At 51.2% G+C, this 20,742-nt stretch carries 15 protein-coding genes; 3 read left to right on the plus strand and 12 right to left on the minus strand.

The genetic code is table 11. The annotated features are described in order from the left end of the window. Nucleotides 1-28 precede the first annotated feature (28 nt). The 5 genes from eboE to DEV76_RS01915 form a co-directional block, all read right to left on the minus strand. On the minus strand, nucleotides 29-1,237 hold the full coding sequence (gene eboE / locus DEV76_RS01895; RefSeq protein ID WP_109694539.1) for a metabolite traffic protein EboE: 1,209 nt from the start codon (nucleotides 1,235-1,237) through the stop codon (nucleotides 29-31). Between the two features lie 39 nt (nucleotides 1,238-1,276). Continuing rightward, nucleotides 1,277-2,428 carry a 3-dehydroquinate synthase gene (locus DEV76_RS01900; RefSeq protein ID WP_109694541.1) on the minus strand — a complete coding sequence of 384 codons (1,152 nt, stop codon included), beginning with the start codon at nucleotides 2,426-2,428 and terminating at the stop codon, nucleotides 1,277-1,279. A 171-nt stretch (nucleotides 2,429-2,599) separates the two neighbouring features. Next, the gene (eboC, locus tag DEV76_RS01905; protein ID WP_232826847.1) at nucleotides 2,600-3,508 is read right to left on the minus strand and encodes a UbiA-like protein EboC; all 909 of its coding nucleotides are present in this window, start codon (nucleotides 3,506-3,508) and stop codon (nucleotides 2,600-2,602) included. 44 nt (nucleotides 3,509-3,552) lie between these two features. After that, the gene (locus tag DEV76_RS01910; protein WP_109694543.1) at nucleotides 3,553-4,539 is read right to left on the minus strand and encodes a TatD family hydrolase; all 987 of its coding nucleotides are present in this window, start codon (nucleotides 4,537-4,539) and stop codon (nucleotides 3,553-3,555) included. A gap of 60 nt (nucleotides 4,540-4,599) precedes the next feature. Continuing rightward, complete coding sequence (locus DEV76_RS01915; RefSeq protein ID WP_198651910.1) at nucleotides 4,600-5,481, minus strand: EboA domain-containing protein; 882 nt, start codon at nucleotides 5,479-5,481, stop codon at nucleotides 4,600-4,602. Between the two features lie 551 nt (nucleotides 5,482-6,032). On the opposite strand from DEV76_RS01915, the gene DEV76_RS01920 reads away from it, so the two are divergent. Next, a complete protein-coding gene (locus DEV76_RS01920) occupies nucleotides 6,033-6,443 on the plus strand; it encodes a transmembrane 220 family protein (RefSeq protein ID WP_109694545.1) in 411 nt (136 codons plus the stop codon). Nucleotides 6,444-7,144: 701 nt separating this feature from the next. Here the strand turns inward: DEV76_RS01920 and DEV76_RS01925 are convergent. The 7 genes from DEV76_RS01925 to DEV76_RS01955 form a co-directional block, all read right to left on the minus strand. Beyond that, nucleotides 7,145-10,552 carry a ThuA domain-containing protein gene (locus DEV76_RS01925; RefSeq protein WP_109694547.1) on the minus strand — a complete coding sequence of 1,136 codons (3,408 nt, stop codon included), beginning with the start codon at nucleotides 10,550-10,552 and terminating at the stop codon, nucleotides 7,145-7,147. A 95-nt stretch (nucleotides 10,553-10,647) separates the two neighbouring features. After that, nucleotides 10,648-11,379, minus strand: coding sequence for a ThuA domain-containing protein (locus tag DEV76_RS01930; protein ID WP_109694549.1), 732 nt, complete (start codon nucleotides 11,377-11,379; stop codon nucleotides 10,648-10,650). Between the two features lie 6 nt (nucleotides 11,380-11,385). Then, the gene (locus DEV76_RS01935; protein ID WP_232826848.1) at nucleotides 11,386-12,108 is read right to left on the minus strand and encodes a 3-keto-disaccharide hydrolase; all 723 of its coding nucleotides are present in this window, start codon (nucleotides 12,106-12,108) and stop codon (nucleotides 11,386-11,388) included. 27 nt (nucleotides 12,109-12,135) lie between these two features. Continuing rightward, nucleotides 12,136-12,540 (minus strand): c-type cytochrome, encoded by a 405-nt coding sequence (locus tag DEV76_RS01940; RefSeq protein ID WP_198651911.1) that lies wholly within the window; start codon nucleotides 12,538-12,540, stop codon nucleotides 12,136-12,138. Between the two features lie 46 nt (nucleotides 12,541-12,586). Further along, nucleotides 12,587-13,639 (minus strand): sugar phosphate isomerase/epimerase family protein, encoded by a 1,053-nt coding sequence (locus DEV76_RS01945; RefSeq protein ID WP_109694552.1) that lies wholly within the window; start codon nucleotides 13,637-13,639, stop codon nucleotides 12,587-12,589. A 58-nt stretch (nucleotides 13,640-13,697) separates the two neighbouring features. Then, complete coding sequence (locus tag DEV76_RS01950) at nucleotides 13,698-14,861, minus strand: Gfo/Idh/MocA family protein (protein WP_109694553.1); 1,164 nt, start codon at nucleotides 14,859-14,861, stop codon at nucleotides 13,698-13,700. Nucleotides 14,862-14,882: 21 nt separating this feature from the next. Continuing rightward, nucleotides 14,883-16,172 carry an MFS transporter gene (locus tag DEV76_RS01955; RefSeq protein ID WP_109694555.1) on the minus strand — a complete coding sequence of 430 codons (1,290 nt, stop codon included), beginning with the start codon at nucleotides 16,170-16,172 and terminating at the stop codon, nucleotides 14,883-14,885. A 444-nt stretch (nucleotides 16,173-16,616) separates the two neighbouring features. Here DEV76_RS01955 and secA point away from each other — a divergent pair, with 444 nt between their 5' ends. Both secA and deoC read left to right on the plus strand, forming a co-directional pair. After that, nucleotides 16,617-19,946 carry a preprotein translocase subunit SecA gene (gene secA / locus DEV76_RS01960; RefSeq protein ID WP_109694557.1) on the plus strand — a complete coding sequence of 1,110 codons (3,330 nt, stop codon included), beginning with the start codon at nucleotides 16,617-16,619 and terminating at the stop codon, nucleotides 19,944-19,946. A gap of 92 nt (nucleotides 19,947-20,038) precedes the next feature. After that, nucleotides 20,039-20,701: a deoxyribose-phosphate aldolase gene (gene deoC / locus DEV76_RS01965; RefSeq protein WP_109694559.1), complete on the plus strand. Its 663-nt coding sequence runs from the start codon at nucleotides 20,039-20,041 to the stop codon at nucleotides 20,699-20,701. Nucleotides 20,702-20,742 lie beyond the last annotated feature (41 nt).

Here is a 20,742-nt window from a genome sequence, read left to right on the forward strand (position 1 = left end):
TAATTGCTGTTTCAAATCTATGCAGCCGTCATGATAAATCCAACTTCCGGAGCACCCATTTCATTTCCCTGGCAATGGAAGCGCCCATTTCCTGCTTCAGGCCGGCCGGGAGCACATCCCAGGTGTATGTTTCTATTTCCAGATGGGTACTGAAGGGCTTCGATTTCTGACGGGCCAGAACGCGGGAAATATCGTCGCGGGTAGAGCTGAGTGCTCCGAATTCCCCTACAAACACCGGAACGTGGAAGTGGGCACGCCACTCTTCCACCTCTTCCCTTCCTGCTTCTGCCAAGGCCTCATTGAGGTCGGGGTAATGAATTTTATTACCGGTATTCGTTCGTGCAATAACCTGGTGAAGATATACTGCTTCGTTGAACTGGCGGAACCCGGCAATCACGTTCTCACGGTCGCCTTTGGGCAGTAGGGCTTTAAGCGCTGCACTGATCTGTATCTTCCCCACTTTCAATCCAAAGTACTGCATCCGCTCCAGCACCACCTGCGGATCTTCGTAAGACACGGCAAAGTGGCACACATCATAACAAAGCTGCACATGCTGTTTGATGGCAAGCGTAGCCTCTTCTTCACTGAAACCAAACTTCTCGGTAAACAGCATCACACCTGCGGGCAGGAGATATTGGAAATACCAGTCGAGGTATTCTTTAGAATTTTCAAGAAGCCCGTCCGGCTCCGGCTCTATATCGAGATGGAGGAGCGGGCCGCCGTTTTTACGCACCTGTATGAGTTGTTCCACCACCAGGAGCATATTGAAAGTGGCGCCTTCCATCACGGATTTTACTTCTTCTTCGCAGCGGTGCCAGAATTTGTACGACAACGGTGAAGTGGAAATACCGCCTTCCATGCCTTCGGGCAGCAGGGCTGCGAGGATGCGGAACAGGCGCCCGGTGTAAGCTGCACGCTCGGCGGTAGACCAATCGGGCGTATGCACCTGGTCTTTCACGCGCTCATGATGGAAGCCTCCGTATGGGAAGCCATTCATCGTAAACACATAGCAGTCGTTTTCCTTCAGCCAAAGTTTGAATTCTTCCAGTGCCGCGGCTTTGGAAAGCTCCAGGCTGGCGAGGTTACTGAGGCGGAGGCCGATGCCGAAAGGTTTATCGGGAGAAACTTCTGCTTTAACGGCAGGGATGTATTGACGGAGCTGCGCGAAATGATCGGGCCAGCTTTCGCCAGGGTGAATATTGGTACAATAGGTCAAATGCCCGAATGGTGTTTCCATTAGCTTGCTAGTTGACGGTTCGGGTTATAAAAGAAACGGTTACCATTTATCGCGCAGCATATTAACCGCTTTGCGAAGGGTATTTAGATCGATGGAATGTACTTCCTTCCCTTTACCGATGGCTTCGAGGAGTGAAATAGTGAGCCTTCCGCCGAGGTGCTCGCGGAATTCCTGCAGCCCGGTGATAATAGGCGCCTCATCGTCTTCGATCTCTAACAGCGGATGATAAAGCGGCAGGCGGAGAGCTTTGAGCAGTTGTATAATGCGCTCCAGGCTCTCGGGATCGAGCAGGCCGGTAAGCCAGGAATACACGCTATCCAGTGCTATACCGATAGATACGGCTTCGCCGTGGCGCAATTCGAAATCAGTAAGCTGCTCCAGTTTATGCGCGCTCCAGTGGCCAAAGTCCAGCGGACGGGAAGAGCCGCTCTCGAAGGGGTCTCCCGCACCACCGATATGCTGCATGTGCAGTTCGGCACAACGTTGAATGAGATAGTTGAGAGACGCCGGCTCCGCTTCGGTAAGCAGATCTGCCTTTTCTTCCATCCAGGAGAAAAATGCGGCGTCTTTTATGAGGGCTACTTTCACCGCTTCCACCATACCGCTGCGCCAGTCGCGCTCATCGAGTGTGGTGAGGAAATGCGCGTCGTTAAAAACGGCTGCGGGCGGTGCAAAAGTGCCAAGGAAATTCTTTTTGCCGTGGTAATTGATGCCGTTTTTGACACCTACTCCGGAATCGTTCTGGGAAAGCACGGTAGTAGGGATACGGATATGTTTTACGCCGCGATGGCTTACGCCTGCCACATAGCCCACGAGGTCGAGCACGGAGCCGCCGCCGATGCCTACGATATAGGAATGCCGGTCGATAGCATGCTGGTCTACCGCATTTACAAGCCAGTAGAACAATTGCAGATCATTCTTGGATGCCTCACCACCCGGAACCACGATCACATCTTCCACCAGTTCAAAACCTTCTATTCCTGAGCAATACGCTGTGATCTGTTCCTGCAGCGTTTCGTGACTGCTGGATACGCCTTCGTCTACGATAAACAGCAACTTCTTCCGAAACCCTTTCTCCGCACGGGATTCAAGGAACTGTGCGAACACCGGGTTATTGGCATCGAACAAATGCTCCGTAAAAAAAACCTTATACTCGAACGAAACGCTAAATGATTGTTGAATAAAAGCCATGGCAATTTTCCTGAAGTCCCGCTTTTACCAGGACGGTTATAAACGGTTAAAAGTACGAAAACGGGGGAACCGGAACAACAATAAAATGGCAGACGAATGCGGGAAACGGATGAACGGAGGAAACCCCCGAAACCATCCGCAATCATGTTAGTGTAAATGTTATCAGGAAGATCAGGTTACGGCGAAGAGCTTGCCCAAGAACATGGATAACGGAAGAAATGCCAGTACGGCCAGGCCGTAGGGCCCCCCGGCAAAAGCGGCAGTCCAGGCGGCGTTCATGGCAATCAGCCCAAGCACCCCCCATTTCACGGACTTGCCGATGTTGGGACCCGTAGGTTCCTTCATGGCACGGAGCAGGGGTTTATAGATCAGCCAGGCGAAGAATGCGAGGAAGAAAGGAACGGTATACAGCTGCCCGGTCATATAACTGAAGAAGCCGATTACGCAGATGACCAGCCCATATATGACAGCAGCGCGGATAAGCGGTGTTTTGGTACCACCGTGTACTTCATCGCGCGAGATCATGGTTACTGCCGCGATGTATGCTACCGGCACCAGTGCAATCCACCAAAGAAAATCGCCCTGGAGCGATACGAGGTATACGCTCATGCCCAGCGAAAGGTTTAATCCCCGGCAAACGCCCATGAGGATAGGCCCTTCTACCGGGTGGTGCTTCGCCCATTTATCGTACACCAGTGCGGATGCAGCAGTGAGTACCGCAATCCATCCCGAGAAGCTGCTAACGGTGAAAGCCGCAAAGATCCCCACAACCAGCAGGTAGCCGCCCAGCACGCTCCCTTCCGTAATGGAGATAATCCCACTGGGGATGGGCCTTTCGGGCCGTTCCACCTTGTCCAGCGCAGCATCGAATACATCATTGAATACAACTCCCCCGCCATACAGCCCGATGGTGGCTATGATCAGGCAGAGCAATTGCAAAATAGACTGCAGATCGTTCAGCCCATGCTCGAAAAAGCCAACGATGGCTGCTCCGGCAATGATGTCGGTAATGGCGGTCAGGATATTAGCCGGCCGCATGAGCCGGAGGTAACCCAGCAGTTTGCTAAGGATATAGTTCACGCGCTTCTCAGGTTTTCAATATGGTACGTCAAAGGATAAAAGGATTATCGTATGATCGTGGATTGTTTGTTTGTACGTGGCGCTTGTCCGCCTCTCAGAACGGTGCTGCCATTGAATTTCAGGCTTTGGTCTATTTCTCCGGGTGTTTCGAAGTCAGCGATATTGATCTGGCCGCTTTGTGCGAATGCCGTGATAGCGTTGCGGTAGGTAACCAGTTCCACATCCGCTTTGGAGATCCCTCTGTCCAGCATCAGCGCTGCAGTTTTGGGAACCGCCAATGGGTCGCTGATGCCCCAGTCTGCAGCGGAATTAACCATGATGCGTTCCGTTCCGTATTGCTTCACAATTTCCACCATGCGTTCATTCCCCATTTTGGTGAAGGGATAGATGGTGAATGCTGCCCAGAAGCCGCGGTCGAGCACTTCCTTCACGGTTTCTTCGTTGTTATGGTCTACGATCACCATGTGCGGATCGAGTCCCATTTCCAGCGCAATATCCATGCTGCGGGTGGTACCCTGCTTTTTATCGCGGTGCGGGGTATGGATCTGCACGGGCAAACCGGCCTCTTTAGCCAGCAGCAACTGTGCGCGATAGTATTTTTCTTCCAGTGCGGTCTGATCGTCGAACCCGATTTCACCTACGCCTACCACGCCTTCTTTGTAGATGAAAAGCGGGAGTATTTCCATCACCAGTTCGCTGAGCTTTTCGTTGTTGGCTTCTTTGGAATTGAGGCCGATGGTGCAGTAATGTTTGATGCCGAATTGGGAAGAGCGGAAGCGTTCCCAGCCAACAAGACTGCTAAAATAATCGCGGAAGGTGTCTATACCTGTCCGTGGCTGGCCGAGCCAGAAAGCAGGTTCAATAATAGCAACCACGCCTGCATCGGCCATGGCCTGGTAATCGTCTGTTGTCCTTGCAGACATATGCACGTGCGGGTCGAAAAACCGCATGCCTTTGATGGTGGTCAGAAAGGCGGGGTCATATGATTGCGGGACTAAATCCTTTTCCGTCAGTTCAGCATTACAACACATATATAGTACGAATTACAATTCCGATTAAATTAATAAATGGGTGGCAGCATTGCGTAACACCTATTGGCCATTTACACGGGCGGCAACTGTATCCCATGAAAGCAGCCCCTGATGTATTTCCGCAGCCACATCAGCACGGGTTTCGAGTAGTTGCCGTGCCGGCGGGTAGGATGACGAATGGCATGCCAGTGCGGCTGCTTCGCGCTCTGCATGCACTTCAGAGAAAAATGCGCGTTCCAGGTCTTCGAAATTATCTGCGTCTGTGAACGGGCCTACGAGCCTCCAAAGCATGGGTGGTACCGGCCGGCTTGCGGCGCGGCGCTCCCGGGAAAAATCTCTCAGGATACGGGCCAGATCAGCATTTGCGCGCTCATCGAGTCCGGATATAAGATGCACGGGCTTGTCGGTAAAGAAAGCTTTCATGACCAGCTGGTTCCAGGCGGGTACATCGAGGTAAGCGGCCGGGTAAGGATTGCGGACCATGATGGCTTCGAGAACGCTGCCGATGTTTGAGCGGATGCCTTCGGCCGTCCGTAATTTCCATGCTTCGGGGAATGCGAGGAAGGGAAGGGCGCCGTAGAGGGCAGTGAGCTCATTCATTTCTCCGGCGAGGAAAAGGTTTTCAATAGCCTGCACATATGCGGCTTCATCCGTTACGGGGAGCTGCAGGAGCCACCAGAGGCGGAAGAGCCGGTCGGCAGTATAGCCATCCACCGAGCGGGGCAACAGGGCTTCGCGGGCGGCGGGTGGTACGGTAATAACATCGCGTCCCAGGAAGCGGGGCGCGGCCGTAAATGCGGTATTGAAAGTTTGAAGTGTGCCTTTCGACTGCCAGGCGGTTAATTGACCTGCGATCCATTGGCGACCCTTTTCGGAGATTTGCTTTTCTAAGATTTCTGCTAACACTATGGCTGTTTCCGTTGCTTCGTATGCGTATCCCATGCAGCTAAAATAAGTAATAATGAGAAGAGCCGGCCCCGACAAAAAATAAAAGAGAGGCAACTAGTGCCTCTCCTTCCGCCATTCTAAAACCTGATTAGTAACCAGGATATTCTTCAGGGGCAAAGCCCCAATATTTTTGTCAAGGTTAGCTGGGAAAAATGGCCGGAGTTTAATGTTCCGGCCCTAATTCTTTTGCAATATAAGCATTAAAAATCGTTCGGCGCTCACCTGAAGGTGTGAAAATTTAACTTTTCCTTTAGGAAAAACGATTTTGCATAAGATGAACGCTGGCAGAAAGCCTTTACGGGCGATTATTTGCAACTATGCTGAGGTGGAATTTATAAAGACAAAAAGTTTGTAGGCCCTCCTGCAGTCAGCGTTAATTTAAACTCATACAAAGCACTGTCCGATCTGTATAATGTTACGTTCTAAATTTATAACATTAATTTAACAACCGCAAACTTCTGTGTGATTTTTTTTAAGAGGATTCTCCGGCGGGCTGCCTGTTAACTCCCGGAATTTACGTAAGTTTATCGGATATACCATTTAGCATGATGAAGATCTTTAACGTGATTTTTTGTGTGATGTTCGTATTGTTCGCTGCCCTGCAGTGGAACGATCCGGATCCTTATATCTGGATACCGATTTACCTGTTTGGCGCCGTACTATGCGGCCTCGCTGCAGCGCGGCGCTATTACCGCGGCTGGTACCTTTTCGGCATCTTCGTTTTCCTCGCCTACGCCACCTTCCTCTTCTTTGAGAAAGACGGGGTGCTGAGCTGGGTTACCGAACACCAGGCCCAGAACATCGCCGGCTCCATGAAAGCAGCCACCCCCTGGATAGAAGATACCCGCGAATTCTTCGGGCTCTTCATCCTCATCATCGTACTGCTTGTCAATTTTGTGCACTCCAGCCAGAAAAAGGCTAAAAAGATGCGCAAAAAGATGATGAAAATCGGGTGATCCCCAGACCTTCCGTAATGATATTCCATACTTCAAGAGCTGTATCCAGACCAGGTACAGCTCTTTTTTTATGCCTGAATATCATTACGCTGCTCCCGGCAGTACAAAACAGGAATTCAACAGAAAAGGAATAACAAGGAGATTGCAAGCTTATTGCAAGGGGATTGCATGCGTAGTTAATGGATAAAGTATGGATATTAGAAGTTAATTACTACCTTATTACAAGTTAATTACTAGGTATTAAGATGCATTAAACGTACAGTAACCATACGGTATCTATGCGGTAACAATACGGAATATATGCAGGAACATTACAGTAACTCCGGACATAAGGTGGAGATGAGGTGGACTTGATGTGGACTTGATGTGCAGATGTTATTGATTATGAATTACTTGCAGTGCGGGAAAACCGCCGGAAACGGCCTTTTATTGTATGATCGCAACTCATTGATAATAAGTATTTTATCAGATTTCCGCTACTTTCCCCTTAACCTGCCGGGCATCGCCCCTCCTCCTTTACGACAGTAACCCTTCATGCTCATCACAGGTCAACTCAGTACGGCAGGATTTGTATCTCTGCGAAGGAGTTACATCGCGCAAAAATCACACCATACCGCCTCAAATCCAACGGACATTTGCATACAAAAAAACGGGCCGCCCTGCTGGTTTGCAAGACGGCCCGTTGAAATATCCTATCCGGCTTATTTAGCCTGTAATCTTAAAAAATCGATCGCTACCGGCGTTGCTTCCGCAGGATCTGCAGCCTTAATCACCAATACCAGCGGTTGCTTCTTACCGCCTGCAATTGCAGGGAAAGAGATAGTTGCCAGATTGGGCTGGCCCGCTTTCGCACCCTTCCCGATAGATACACTACCCAGGGCAGTACCGGTGGGGCTATCCAGATGAGCGGAAACAGTATATCCGTGAGCAGGGATTTCCCGTACGAAATAAGTCAGCTCAATTCCGGAAACACCGCTCAGGTCGAGGTCGGGATAAGCAGCCCAGGTATTGGCACCCGGCACCAGCAATTTCATCCCTTCAATCTCAACGGAATTTGCTCCGTCAGATTCCTTGTAGCTTTCCGCCTGAATCTTAGGATTGCGCAGCTCCACTGTTGCCGTTCCGGTGATGGGACGGATACCGGCACCCCCTTTATCCGTATAGCTGGCTATCAGGTACAATACACCACGGTCTTTCACTTCATTTCCCAGGGTGGCATTTATGCTGCCACTCGCAGGAAGCGAAGGGTCCTGTTTGGCACCGCCGGCCAGGGAGAAGATGTATTCCACGATCTGCTTAGCCTCTCCGTTGGAAATACCCGGGTGGGCAGCCATGGCAGTTTCGCCCCATACACCGCCGCCGCCTTTGATGATTTTATTAGCGAGGTACTCGGGCGACTTAGGATCACTCTTATACTTATTCGCCACTTCCATAAAGCTTGGGCCGATGGATTTCTCATTGGGCTTGTGGCAGGTTTTACAGTCGGAAGTTTCCATAATGTTTTTACCAGCGATAGCGCCAGACACGATCTGGTGCCCCTGCGACATTCCCGCTTTATCACGGCCTTCCAAATAAACCGCTTTTACGTAGAGGTTTGCAGGATCAAAGCCGCCTGCTGCAGACTGCCCGTCTTCCTTATCAGATACCTCCACCGCATAATCCACTTTCTTTCCGGGGAAATAGAACATGCTATTGCCCGTAAGTTTGATATTTACACCGGGCGTTTCGTTACCGGCATATACGGGGATGGTCTGGCTGGAAGTTTTAGCGCCTTTATCATCCGCTACTTCTACAGACACCGGGTATTCTCCGGCCGTTGTAAAGGTGAATTCAGCTTCCGGCGTTTTGGTTTCTTTCTTATTACCGTTACCGAAGTTCCAGATGTAGGTCAGCGAATCACCGTCAGGATCTATGGAGCCGGCAGCGGAAGCCTTCACCGTAAAGGGAAGTGCTCCGGTCAGTTTTTCCACGTCCATCTTCACTTTCGGGGCGCGGTTGCCACCGTTATAGTCGATGCGCACCAGGCCTGCGTCAGCATTCTTCGAAAACCAGCCATTGCCATATTCGAGAATGTACAATCTGCCGTCTGGTCCCATTTCCATATCGATTGGCGCGTTGAATTTCTGCGAAGGCATGAAGCGTTCCATCTTCACATAGTTGCCGTCTTTATCCATCGTTACTGCCATTACCCAACCCCTGATCCAATCGTAGATGAACAGTTTGCCGTTGTAGTAATCGGGCAGGCGGGTTTCTTTCGGGTAAAATTCGCTGTAGTAAACCGGCCCTGCTTCTGCGTTACGGCCACCCGTTCCCACCAGCGGAAACTCTTCTGATTTACCATAAGGGTACCATATGAATGCCGGTTGTGCAGGTGGCAATTCTGTTAAGCCGGTGTTGTTACGGGAATTATTGATGGGTTTCTTCGGATCATGGTAATCTCCAGAAACGCCCGTTGCGTAGTCAAATGCGCGATATGGTTTGTTATCCGCGATGAACAGCGGATAACCAAAGTAACCGGCTTTCTTTGCCTGGTTCACCTCATCGTAACCGCGCGGGCCGCGTGTGGAATCATCGTTAGCCGCATCCGGACCTACTTCACCCCAGTAAAGGAAATTTGTTTTACGGTCGATGGAAATGCGGTAAGGGTTACGCGTGCCCATGGTATAAATCTCCGGCTTCGTTTTAGCGGTGCCTACCGGGAAGAGGTTGCCTTCCGGAATCTCGTAAGAGCCGTCTTCCTTCACGCGGATACGCAGCACTTTACCGCGCAGGTCGTTGGTGTTGGATGAAGAACGGCGGCCGTCGTACTGCAGGTGGCCGGGCCTGTCATCTACAGGACCATAACCTTTGCTCACGTAAGGCTGTCCGGCTTCGTCGAAGGGCGTGGTATTGTCGCCCGAGGAAACGTACAGCAATCCATCAGGACCGAACGCGATGGAACCACCTGTGTGGCAGCAGATATCGCGCTGGGAGTAGAACTGCAGGATTACTTTTTCGCTCTTCATATTCAGCTGGCCATTCTCGAAAGTGAAACGGCTGAGGCGGTTCACGGAAGTATCGGTGGGAGAATAGAAGAGGTAGATGTAATTATTTTTCGCAAAGTCAGGATCGGCGGCAAGGCCCATAAGACCTTCTTCCGCGTTCACGTTTGGGACTTCGGTTTTATGATATACGTTGAGGAAGCCTACCTGAGTGAGGTTTTTACGGGCAGCACTGTAGAGCAATACTTCGCCGCGGCGTTGAACAACGAGGATATCGAGGTTGGGGAGGATGGCCATTTCGGTTGGCTCGAAGAACTCTCCGCTCGTCAGGGTTTGACGGGTGAAGCGGTCTTCTTCCGGAACGCGCAGCGACTTTGCTTTGGCGTAGTCCAGCTCCAGGTTCTTGCCGATGGCGTATTTGATACCGCCCAGTACATGCTTCAGGAAGTTTTCTTCTTTATAAGATTCTTCCGTGTGGCCCAGTTCGGTATAGAAAGCGCGGCCTCCGTCGTAGTCGTGGTACCAGGAGATCGGATGGTCTTTCCCCATCTTGCCACCTGAGTAGGTAGACTCATCTACTTTCATCAACACTTTGGTTTCGGTGTTGAGGTTTTTAAAATTGTACCACTCATCGGCATGCTCCCAGGTGTCGGGAAGATCTTTGGTGGAGGGGTGGGTTTTGTCGGTAACCATCAGTTTGGCCTTAGCGGTTCCGGGGGGATGGTCGGAGAAGTAGGCACCTACCAATTTGCCGTACCAGGCCCAGTCGTATTCGGTATCGGTGGCAGCATGTATGCCCACGAACCCGCCGCCGGACTGAACATAGCGTTCGAAATCCGCTTCCTGAGCGGTGTTCAGTACATCGCCGGTGGTATTGAGGAAGATGATGGCAGCATACTGGCGAAGATTATTCTCCGTGAATCTGGAGGCATCTTCGGTGGCATCCACATCGAAATTGTTTTCTGCGCCGAGTTTCTTAACGGCTTCAATGCCTGCAGGGATGGAGGCGTGGCGGAAGCCGGCTGTTTTGGAGAAAACGAGCACTTTGGCTTTGCCGGGCCGTGATTTGCTGCAGCCGGCCAAAGCTGCTGTAACGATAAAAACGAGGAGGTATGTGAAATGCTTCATGGTATCGTTTCTGTTAATCGGTAGTAGACGTGGTATTTTAAAGCAAGTAGAGACGCAAGCCTGCGTCTCTACTGATGTTCTATTCTTTTGAGGGATCATTTCTTTTTCCCGGTGGCATAATCGATACCTCCGAGAACGTGTTGCAGAAATGCCGGCTCACTGTATGATTCTTTGGTGTGCCCCAGTTCTGTATAGAAGGAGCGCCCGCCATCAAACGCGCGGTACCAGCTCATGGGATGGTTATCGCCGTTCTTGCCCCCTTCGTAGGAACTTTCATCGATTTTGATGAGGTAGTTCAGTCCGGGTACAATGCTTTTGAAATTATACCACTCGTCTTTACGCACCCAGGTAGGATCCAGGTGTGCAGTAGAAGGGTGGTTCCTGTCCACCACCTGCAACGTAGCCGTTTGCTGGTGCGGATGGCTGAGGAAGTACGCGCCTACCAGCTGGTTGTACCAGGGCCAGTCGTATTCCGTGTCTGTAGCTGCATGAACACCTACATAGCCACCACCTTTGCGGATGTAACCTTCCAGTGCAGCCTGCTGCTCGTCGTTAAAAATATCGCCGGTGGTATTGAGGAACACCACTGCCTTGTAGCGTGCGAGATTTTTTGTGTTGAACAGGGAAGCGTCTTCTGAAGTATCTACATCATACCCGTTTTCGTTACCGAGCTTCAGCATAGCCAGCTTGGCAACGGGGATACAATCGTGCCGGAAGCCGGCAGTTTTTGAGAAAACCAGCAGGCGCGGCTTTGCCTTCTTAAAGGCGGCCAGGCCGGCGATTGCCGCTACGGCAAAGAGGAGGAAGAGGTATTTATAGCGCATCATGGCTTATTAAAGTTGACGGATCTTGATATTTCTGTACCAAACCTTGTCGCCATGGTCCTGCAGTGCGATGTGACCTTTCTGGTAAGCACCGAAGCCGTCCCACGACTTGAATTTGGAACCGGCAACGAGTTTTTTCCATTCTTCGGAGGTCATGTCTACTTCCGCAGTTTTATGGCCGTTGAAGATAAGGGTCAGCTTGCCGTTGTTCTTAATGATCTTGGCGGTGTTCCACTCACCTACGGGTTTAGCGTAGCGTGCGGGGGAAGCGATGAGATCATACAGATCGCCTGAGTTATGCTTGTGGATCTTGCCGTCGGAATGTTTATCATCGTCGAGCACCTGCATTTCGGGACCGGTCTGGTAAGTGGCACCGAATTTAGGATCTTCATGAACGCTGAAGATGATACCGGAGTTACCGCCTTCGGAGATCTTCCACTGGAGTTCCAGTTCGTAGTTCTCGTAAGCTTCTGCGGTCATGATGTCGCCACCTTTAGCACCGGCTTTTTTAGCATCGGTGTCAAAGTAGAGGGCACCGTCCACCACTTTCCAGGCTTCGGGAGCTTCTGATTTTTTATATCCGCGCCAGCCGTTGGTGGTTTTGCCATCAAACAGCAGTTGCCAGCCGGCCTTCTTCTCTTTTTTGGAGAGAACGGGCTCCTGGGCGCATGCGCCTGTGGCACCAGCGAGGAGGCTTAGTACCAGGGAGGCGGAAAATATGCGTTTCATCATATTGAAATGTTTATAGGGTTGTCTTACTTATTTGACAGTGAGGATGTACTTCACCATTTCTTCCGCGTCGGATTTGGAGATACCGGCGTGGGGAGCCATGGGAATTTCACCCCAGTTACCTGAGCCACCGCTGATGATCTTATCGGCCAGCGTTGCGATGTTTTCCGGATTGCTGGGATATTTCGCAGCGATCTCTTTGAAGGAGGGCCCGATTACTTTTTCGGTTTCCTTGTGGCAGGTAGCGCAATCCTGTGCTGCCATCAGTTCTTTACCTTTACCGGTTACGTCTGCAACCATTGAATTGTCTGCTGCAGGAGCAGTAGTTTCCGCGGTGGATGCCTTCTCTTCGGCTTTCTTTTCTTCGCCGCCACCGCAAGCTGCCATTAACATAACAACACTGATACTTACCGGCATCCAGATAGATTTCTTCATCGTTTACTGAGTTTAAGTCTTTTAGAAAATCGTTATTGCAAAGCTATTACAGCCCTAATATACGTCTGTTCAGGTTTTCATCCGCACCGGTACCGGCAAAATCGTCGAACGCTTTCTCGGTAACGCGGATGATGTGGTCTTTAATGAAAGGTGCGCCTTCGCGGGCTCCGTCTTCGGGGTGCTTCATGCAGCATTCCCATTCCATCACGGCCCAGCCGGAGAAATTATATTGGGTCAGCTTGCTGAATACCGCTTTGAAATCCACCTGGCCATCGCCCAGTGAACGGAATCTTCCCGGGCGGTCGATCCATCCCTGGTACCCTCCATAAACGCCGGAGCGCCCTGTGGGGTTGAACTCGGCATCTTTTACATGGAACATCTTTATCTTTTCGTGATAAATATCGATGTATTCCAGGTAATCCATTGCCTGGAGCACGAAGTGGCTGGGATCGTAGAGGAGGCATGCACGGTTGTGGTTGCCCGTAGCGGCGAGGAACTGCTCATAGCTGGCGCCATCGTGCAGATCTTCTCCGGGGTGTACTTCGTAGCAGAGGTCTACCCCATTGGCATCAAATTCATTGAGGATGGGCAGCCAGCGGTTAGCCAGCTCTTTAAAGCCAGTTTCCACGAGGCCTGCGGGGCGCTGGGGCCAGGGGTATACTGTATGCCAGAGCAGCGCGCCACTGAAAGTGGCATGGGCGTTAAGGCCCAGGTTGCGGCTTGCTTTAGCGGCATACTTCAGCTGCTGTACAGCCCATTCTGTGCGGGCCTTCGGGTTACCCTGTACCTCTTTGGGAGCAAAACCTTCGAACAGTTCGTTATAGGCGGGGTGTACAGCCACGAGCTGGCCCTGTAAGTGGGTAGACAGCTCGGTGATTTCCATCCCGGCGCTTTGCACTATGCCTTTAATTTCGTCTGCATAAGTCTGGCTCTCGGCGGCTTTCTTCAGGTCAATCATCCTGGGATCCCAGGTAGGGATCTGAACGCCCTTAAAACCAAGGGAAGCAGCCCATTTGGTGATGCCTTCGAGGGTATTAAAAGGTGCTTTGTCGTCCAGGAATTGCGCGAGGAAAATGCCGGGTCCTTTGATCGTCTTCATATGCTTTTCCTTATCAGATTAAAAAATTCAATTTCCGGTATTTCGTTCAAAAGAGCGACTAAATTTCGAAAGTCGTCCATTTTTCGGTACTGGCGGAACTTTTCACCACATTATCGATAAATGCCATGCCCCGTACACCTTCGTTTACGGAAGGGAAATCGAGCGCTTCCTTCGCCGGCTCGGTACCATCGATGATAGACTGGAGCGTGAGGGCGAAATTGCGGTACAGGTTACCGAATGCTTCGAGATAGCCTTCGGGGTGGCCGCCCGGAGTGCGGCAATTGTGGGTAGCGTAAGAGCTCAGGTGGGGGTTACCCGCACCGGCACGGAGGATCTCTGCGGGCTTATCCAGCCAGCGAACAATCAGCGTATTAGGCTCATGCTGCGCCCATTCGATACCACCTTTCTCTCCGTATACCCGGATCCTGAGTGCGTTTTCTTCACCCGCAGCAACCTGGGAGGCCATCAGCACACCGGCAGCACCATTGGTGAAGCGCATCAGTACGGCGCCATCATCGTCTAGGAGACGGCCGGGTACCATGATGTTATTATCGGCACAGAGTTTTTCCACAGTATCGCCGGAGATGTATTCTGCGAGGTTGAAAGCGTGGGTTCCGATATCGCCCATGGCGCCGGCTTTACCGGAGCGTTTGGGATCGGTACGCCATGCGGCCTGGGCATTGCCTTCCCGCTCACTGAGCTTAGACAGCCAGCCCTGGGGATATTCCACCCAAACCTTGCGTACTTTACCCAGAGCACCATTGGCCACCATCTGGCGGGCCTGCTTTACCATGGGATAACCGGTGTATGTATGTGTAAGCAGAAGGGTAAGCCCGGTCTGCTCTACTTTGGCTTTGAGTTGTTTTGCTTCGTCGAGCGTAAAAGTGATCGGTTTCTCGATCACTACGTTAAACCCTTTATCGAGGGCCATCATGGCCGGTTCGAAGTGCGCGAAGTTGGGGGTTACGATGGTGATGAAGTCCAGCCGCTTATCTGCGGGCATGGCTGCTTCTTTCTCCAGCATGGTTTTGAAGTCCGTATAGATGCGGTCGCTTTCCAGGAAAAGCGAGCGTCCGGAGTCTTCCGCTACTTCGGGGTTGATGCTTAATGCACCTGCTTTCAGTTCTATCAGGCCGTCCATATTCGCCGCAATGCGGTGGATGGCACCGATGAAGGCGTCTTTACCGCCTCCGATCATTCCCATTCTGAGTTTCCTGTTCATACTATATAATTTCTGATACGTTTATACGGTTTGCAATACTTGTTTATTTCTGCCTTTCATATAAAAATAAAGGCCGCCGAAAGCAACGATGAGTATAATAGGTATTACGAGGGTTACGTTGATGATTTCCGGACCAGCTACAGCCTGCGCCTGCAGGTAAGCGGCTGCTTCAGGGGAACCGGGCGCCGCAGAGCGGTAAGCATCCAGTGTGCCGCCTGCAGGGAGGTTCTTCCCGATAATGCTATCGTAAAATCCACCCATGAACATCATATAAATGGATACGGCAAACATACCCGCACCGCCCATCAGGTTCATACCGAGTGCTCCTGATTCAGGAATGTTCTCAGAAACGAAACCGAGCATGGTGGGCCAGAAGTAAGTGATGCCAAGTCCGAATATGATAGCGGCAACAAAGAGCATGCTGCCAGACTGGCTACCCATGAGGTAAAGGCCGAGGGCGGACAATATCGCTGAAATCAGCAGTACGCCGGTTGGAGAAAGGCGGTGAACGATAGGCCCTGCCACAGCACGGCCAAGTACCTGTACACCAGCGGTGAGCGCAAGAATAAGAATACCGTTTTCAGTTACGTTCTTCAGCAGGATTTCTATCCACTGGTTAGTGAAAAGCTCTGTGATAGCAGTTCCGAACATGCAGATGAACATGAAGATAAACAGGGGGCTGGTTACCGAACGGTACATTTGTGCGTTGGAAACGCCGGCAGCCACGCGTTCTGTAACCGGGAATTCCAGTTTGGAGAACAGGTAACCGTACAGGAGCGTAGGGATGATCATCAGTGCAACCTGGAGCTGCCAGAGACCGGCCAGATCCATTTCCTTAAACAGGAACACTACGAGGGCGCCGATTACGATACCGCCAGGGAACCAGAGGTGGAAGTGGTTGAGCTTGGTAGTTTTATTGTCCGGGAAGATGGTTGCCACCAGGGGGTTACAGGCTGCTTCTACCGTACCGTTAGCCATCCCGATAAAGAGGGTGGAGATGAAGAGCGGCCAGAAGCCTGAGCTGAAATAAGGTGTGCAGATGGTGAGGATGATACCCAGCAGGTGAAGTACGAAAGCTGCGAGGAGCAATCTTTTCATACCGATGGCATCAACAATGAAACCGCCCAGTACCACAGCAAGGGGGAAGCCCCAGAATGCCGTACCGGCGATAACTGCTAATTCCTGTGCATTTAAATGGAATTGCACGCCCAGCTGTCCGAGGATGCCGGCGCGAATCCCGAAGGATAATGATGTGACAAGCAGGGCCAGGCAGCTGGCAACGAAAAGACTCTTAGGCTGTATCTGCTTCATAGACGTGTTGTTTGTAAAAAATCTAATAACGTTATTAAAACCTTTAAATTTATAAAAAGTATTTCCATATTTTTTACTTTTTATGATGAATAAATGCCCTGATTGTTAAACGGGCAGGGGGCAGATCCCGGACACGAATGTGGTTATTTTTTGTTAGATAGTGTTAATCCAACACTTAAAATATTTTTTAAAAAAGCCTCCTGTTCCATCCTATCCCTCTCTCCTGCTGTTCCGGGGGATTTTTAGCCCTTAACGGCAGAAATACCGCGGCAGGGCTATTTTTTCCCATATTTCATAGGGTCATCACCCAAAAAACCCTAATTTTACCAGCCTTGGCAGCAGGCCGGTCCTGCCACCTTGTCACAACCTGGTATCCGGGCGTAATATTTGACTATATTTCGGCCCAACAGGTTCCTTTATTCTTTAGACATCGAAAATTTTAACATGCTAGGTTTTTTAACAAAGCTTTTCGGAGGAAACAAATCTGAGCGCGACATCAGGCTGATCCTTCCTATTGTGAAGCAGATTAACGAGGAGTATGAAAAACTGTCATCCCTGCCTATTGACGAACTCCGTGGGAAAACGCAGGTTTTCCGCGCCCGCATCAAGGATCACCTGTCTGAAATAGACCGGGAGATCACCGAAAAGAAAGCCGCTGCAGAATCCGAAGAGGATGTAAATACAAAAGATCTCACTTACCGCGAGATCGACAAGCTTCAGAAAGAACGCAATAAGAAAATTGAAGAAATATTAGTGCAGTTGCTGCCCGAAGCCTTTGCCGTTGTAAAGGAAACTTCACGCAGACTGAAAGAGAACAGCGTTCTCACCGCCACGGCAACTGATATGGACCGCCACCTCGCAGTGCTCCGCGACTATGTGACCATCGAAGGTGACAAAGTGGCCTGGAAAAATACCTGGACCGCCGGGGGCAGCGAAGTAACCTGGAACATGGTGCATTACGATGTTCAGCTCATCGGTGGCGCCGTGCTCCATCAGGGTAAAATCTCCGAAATGGCTACGGGTGAAGGTAAAACCCTCGTTTCAACCCTCCCCGCTTACCTTAATGCCCTTACCGGTGAAGGCGTTCACATCGTTACCGTGAACGATTACCTCGCCCGCCGTGACTCCGAATGGAACGGCCCCCTTTTCGAATTCCTCGGTATCACCGTGGATTGTATCGATAAGCACCAGCCCAACTCCTTCGAACGCCGCAACGCATATCAGGCAGATATTACTTACGGAACCAATAACGAATTCGGCTTCGACTACCTCCGCGATAACATGGTGCACAGCCCCGAAGAAATGGTGCAGCGCAAACATCACTTCGCAATGGTGGATGAGGTGGATAGCGTACTGGTGGACGATGCCCGTACCCCGCTCATCATCTCCGGACCTATCCCCCGTGGCGACGAGCAGGAGTTCCATACCCTGAAGCCCCGCATCCAGCGCCTGGTGGAAGAGCAGCGTAAAATCGTTAACGCCAGCCTCATCGAAGCTAAAAAGCTCATCGCAGAAGGGAAAGACGATCCCAAGACCGGCGGCCTCGCGCTGATGCGTGCACACCGCGGTCTTCCCAAGAACAGCGCACTGATTAAATTCCTGAGCGAGCCCGGCATGAAAGTGCTTCAGCAAAAAGCTGAAAACTATTACATCGCCGACCAGCAGCGTGAAATGCCCAAAGTAGATGAAGGCCTGCTTTTCCATATCGATGAGAAAAACAACAGTGTGGATCTTACCGATAAAGGTATCGCCCTCATCACCGGCGCCGGTGAAGACCCTGCCTTTTTCGTGATGCCCGACGTAGGCTCCGAAATCGCAGACTTGGAAAAACTCGATATCACCACCGAAGAAAAAGTATCCCGCAAAGATCAGCTGCTGCAGGACTTCGCCGTGAAATCCGAGCGCATCCACTCCGTACAGCAACTCCTGAAAGCATATACACTTTTCGAAAAAGACGTGGAATATGTAGTGATGGACGGCAAAGTGAAGATCGTGGATGAGCAGACAGGCCGTATCCTCGATGGCCGCCGCTACTCCGATGGTCTCCACCAGGCTATTGAAGCCAAGGAAAACGTGAAAGTGGAAGCTGCCACCCAAACCTTCGCCACCATTACCCTGCAGAACTACTTCCGTATGTACCACAAACTCGGTGGTATGACCGGTACGGCTACAACCGAAGCCGGTGAATTCTGGGAAATCTACAAGCTTGACGTGGTAACCATCCCCACCAACCTGCCGATTACCCGTAAAGATGCGGAAGACCTGGTGTATAAAACCAAGCGCGATAAATACCGTGCTGTAATTGAAGAGATCAAGAAACTGAAAGAAGCCGGCCGCCCCGTACTGGTAGGTACTACCTCCGTGGAAGTATCTGAACTGCTGGGTAAAATGCTGACTTTCGAAAAGATTCCCCATAACGTACTGAACGCCAAACAGCACGCCCGTGAAGCACAGATCGTAGCCGAAGCAGGCTTCGCCGGCGCCGTAACCATCGCCACCAACATGGCAGGCCGTGGTACCGACATCAAGCTGGGACCTGGTGTGAAAGACGCCGGAGGCCTGGCCATTATCGGTACAGAACGTCATGAAAGCCGCCGTGTAGACCGTCAGCTCCGTGGCCGTGCCGGCCGTCAGGGCGACCCCGGTACTTCACAGTTCTTCGTATCCCTGGAAGATGACCTGATGCGTATGTTCGGCTCCGACCGTATCGCAGCACTCATGGACCGTATGGGCTACAAAGAAGGCGAAGTGATCCAGCACAGCATGATCACCCGCTCCATCGAACGCGCCCAGAAGAAAGTGGAAGAAAATAACTTCGGCATTCGTAAGCGCCTCCTCGAGTATGACGACGTGATGAACAAACAGCGTACTGTTATCTACTCCCGCCGTAACCACGCCCTGTTTGGCGAGCGCCTCGCTATCGATACCGATAACTCATTCTACGAAGTAGCTGAAAACCTGGTATCCACCCACCGCGCAACCGACGATTACGAAGCCTTTAAGCTGGATGTAATCAAGAACTTCGCGATCGATACCGTAATAACGGAAGATGAATTCCAGAAAGGTAACGTACAGGAAATATCAGAGAAACTTTATGGCGAGGCAGTGGCCAATTACCACCGCCGTACCAACGAAGTAGTAACCGGTACCTACCCCGTTATCAAAAAGATCTACGAAGAGCAGGGCCAGCATATCGAGAACATCTCGATTCCCTTCTCCGATGGCCGCCGTGGCCTCCACGTACTGGCCCCTCTCCGCAAAGTGGTGGAATCGCATGGCAAGGAAACTATTTCCGCGCTGGAACGCTCCATCACCCTCAACCTCATCGACGAAGCCTGGAAAGAACACCTCCGTGCGATGGACGACCTGAAACAGTCCGTTCAAAGCGCCGTGTACGAACAGAAAGACCCGCTGCTGATCTACAAATTCGAAGCATTCGAATTGTTCAAGCAGATGTCTGCCGAAAACTCCAAGGAGATCGTTTCCTTCCTTTGCAAAGCCGGCATCCCCGGCCAGCAGGCGGAAGAAGAGCAGATCACCGAAGGGCATGAGGAGAAAACTGACATGAGCCGCATGCGCGCCACCCATCAGGACCCGGATGCAGCAAACGGCCATGCCCAGCAACAAGGTCCCGCTCGCCGCGAAGAATACGCCCCTGCTATGGAAGAACACAAGCAGGAGCCCGTACGCGTAGGCCCTAAAGTTGGCAGAAACGATCCATGCCCCTGCGGTAGCGGAAAGAAATACAAAAACTGTCACGGGAAAGACTTATAACGCCCAAAGCGTAAAATAACCAACGGAGTTACCCGGGACCATCCTGTGTAACTCCGTTTTTTTTTTACTTTCTGTAAAACACCCTTCAGAAAATGAATACTAACCGGTACATAGATCATACAATACTCAAACCTTTAACCACACTCGAAGATATTAAGCGCCTCTGCATGGAAGCGGTCGAATACGACTTTGCCGCAGTATGTGTGCCCCCACCCTTCGTGAACGCCGCCAGTACTTTCCTGGGGGGAACCACTACTGCTGTGGCTACCGTGATCGGCTTCCCCTTCGGCTATTCCGCACTGGAGGCCAAGGTTGCCGAAACAGTGCTGGCCATTATCGACGGCGCCACTGAGCTGGATATGGTGGCTAACCTCATTGCCATCCGTGGGGGAGACTGGGCTTACCTCGAAAAGGAGATAGCCACCATTTTGCCTATCGTACGTAATAAGCAGTGCAGGATCAAAGTGATTATTGAAAGTGGCATATTATTGGAGGAAGAAATCATACGTTGCTGCGAGCTGTATGGGAAGTACGGGGTCGATTTCGTAAAAACCAGTACCGGATACGCAGAAAAAGGCGCCACCGTTGAAGCAGTAGCCCTCATGCGAAAAAACCTGCCCGCCAATATTCAGATAAAGGCTTCCGGCGGGATTCGTACCTTTGCCTTTGCTAAGGAACTGATAGCCGCAGGAGCCACCCGTATCGGAACAAGCTCCGGAGTGGCAATTATGAACGAAGCCGCCGCCCTGCAGTAAGGGGTAAGAAAAACCATTTTGCCATCAAACGAATCAATTAT

It is taken from the genome of Chitinophaga deserti, from assembly GCF_003149455.1.
In the GTDB taxonomy this organism is placed as follows: domain Bacteria; phylum Bacteroidota; class Bacteroidia; order Chitinophagales; family Chitinophagaceae; genus Chitinophaga; species Chitinophaga deserti.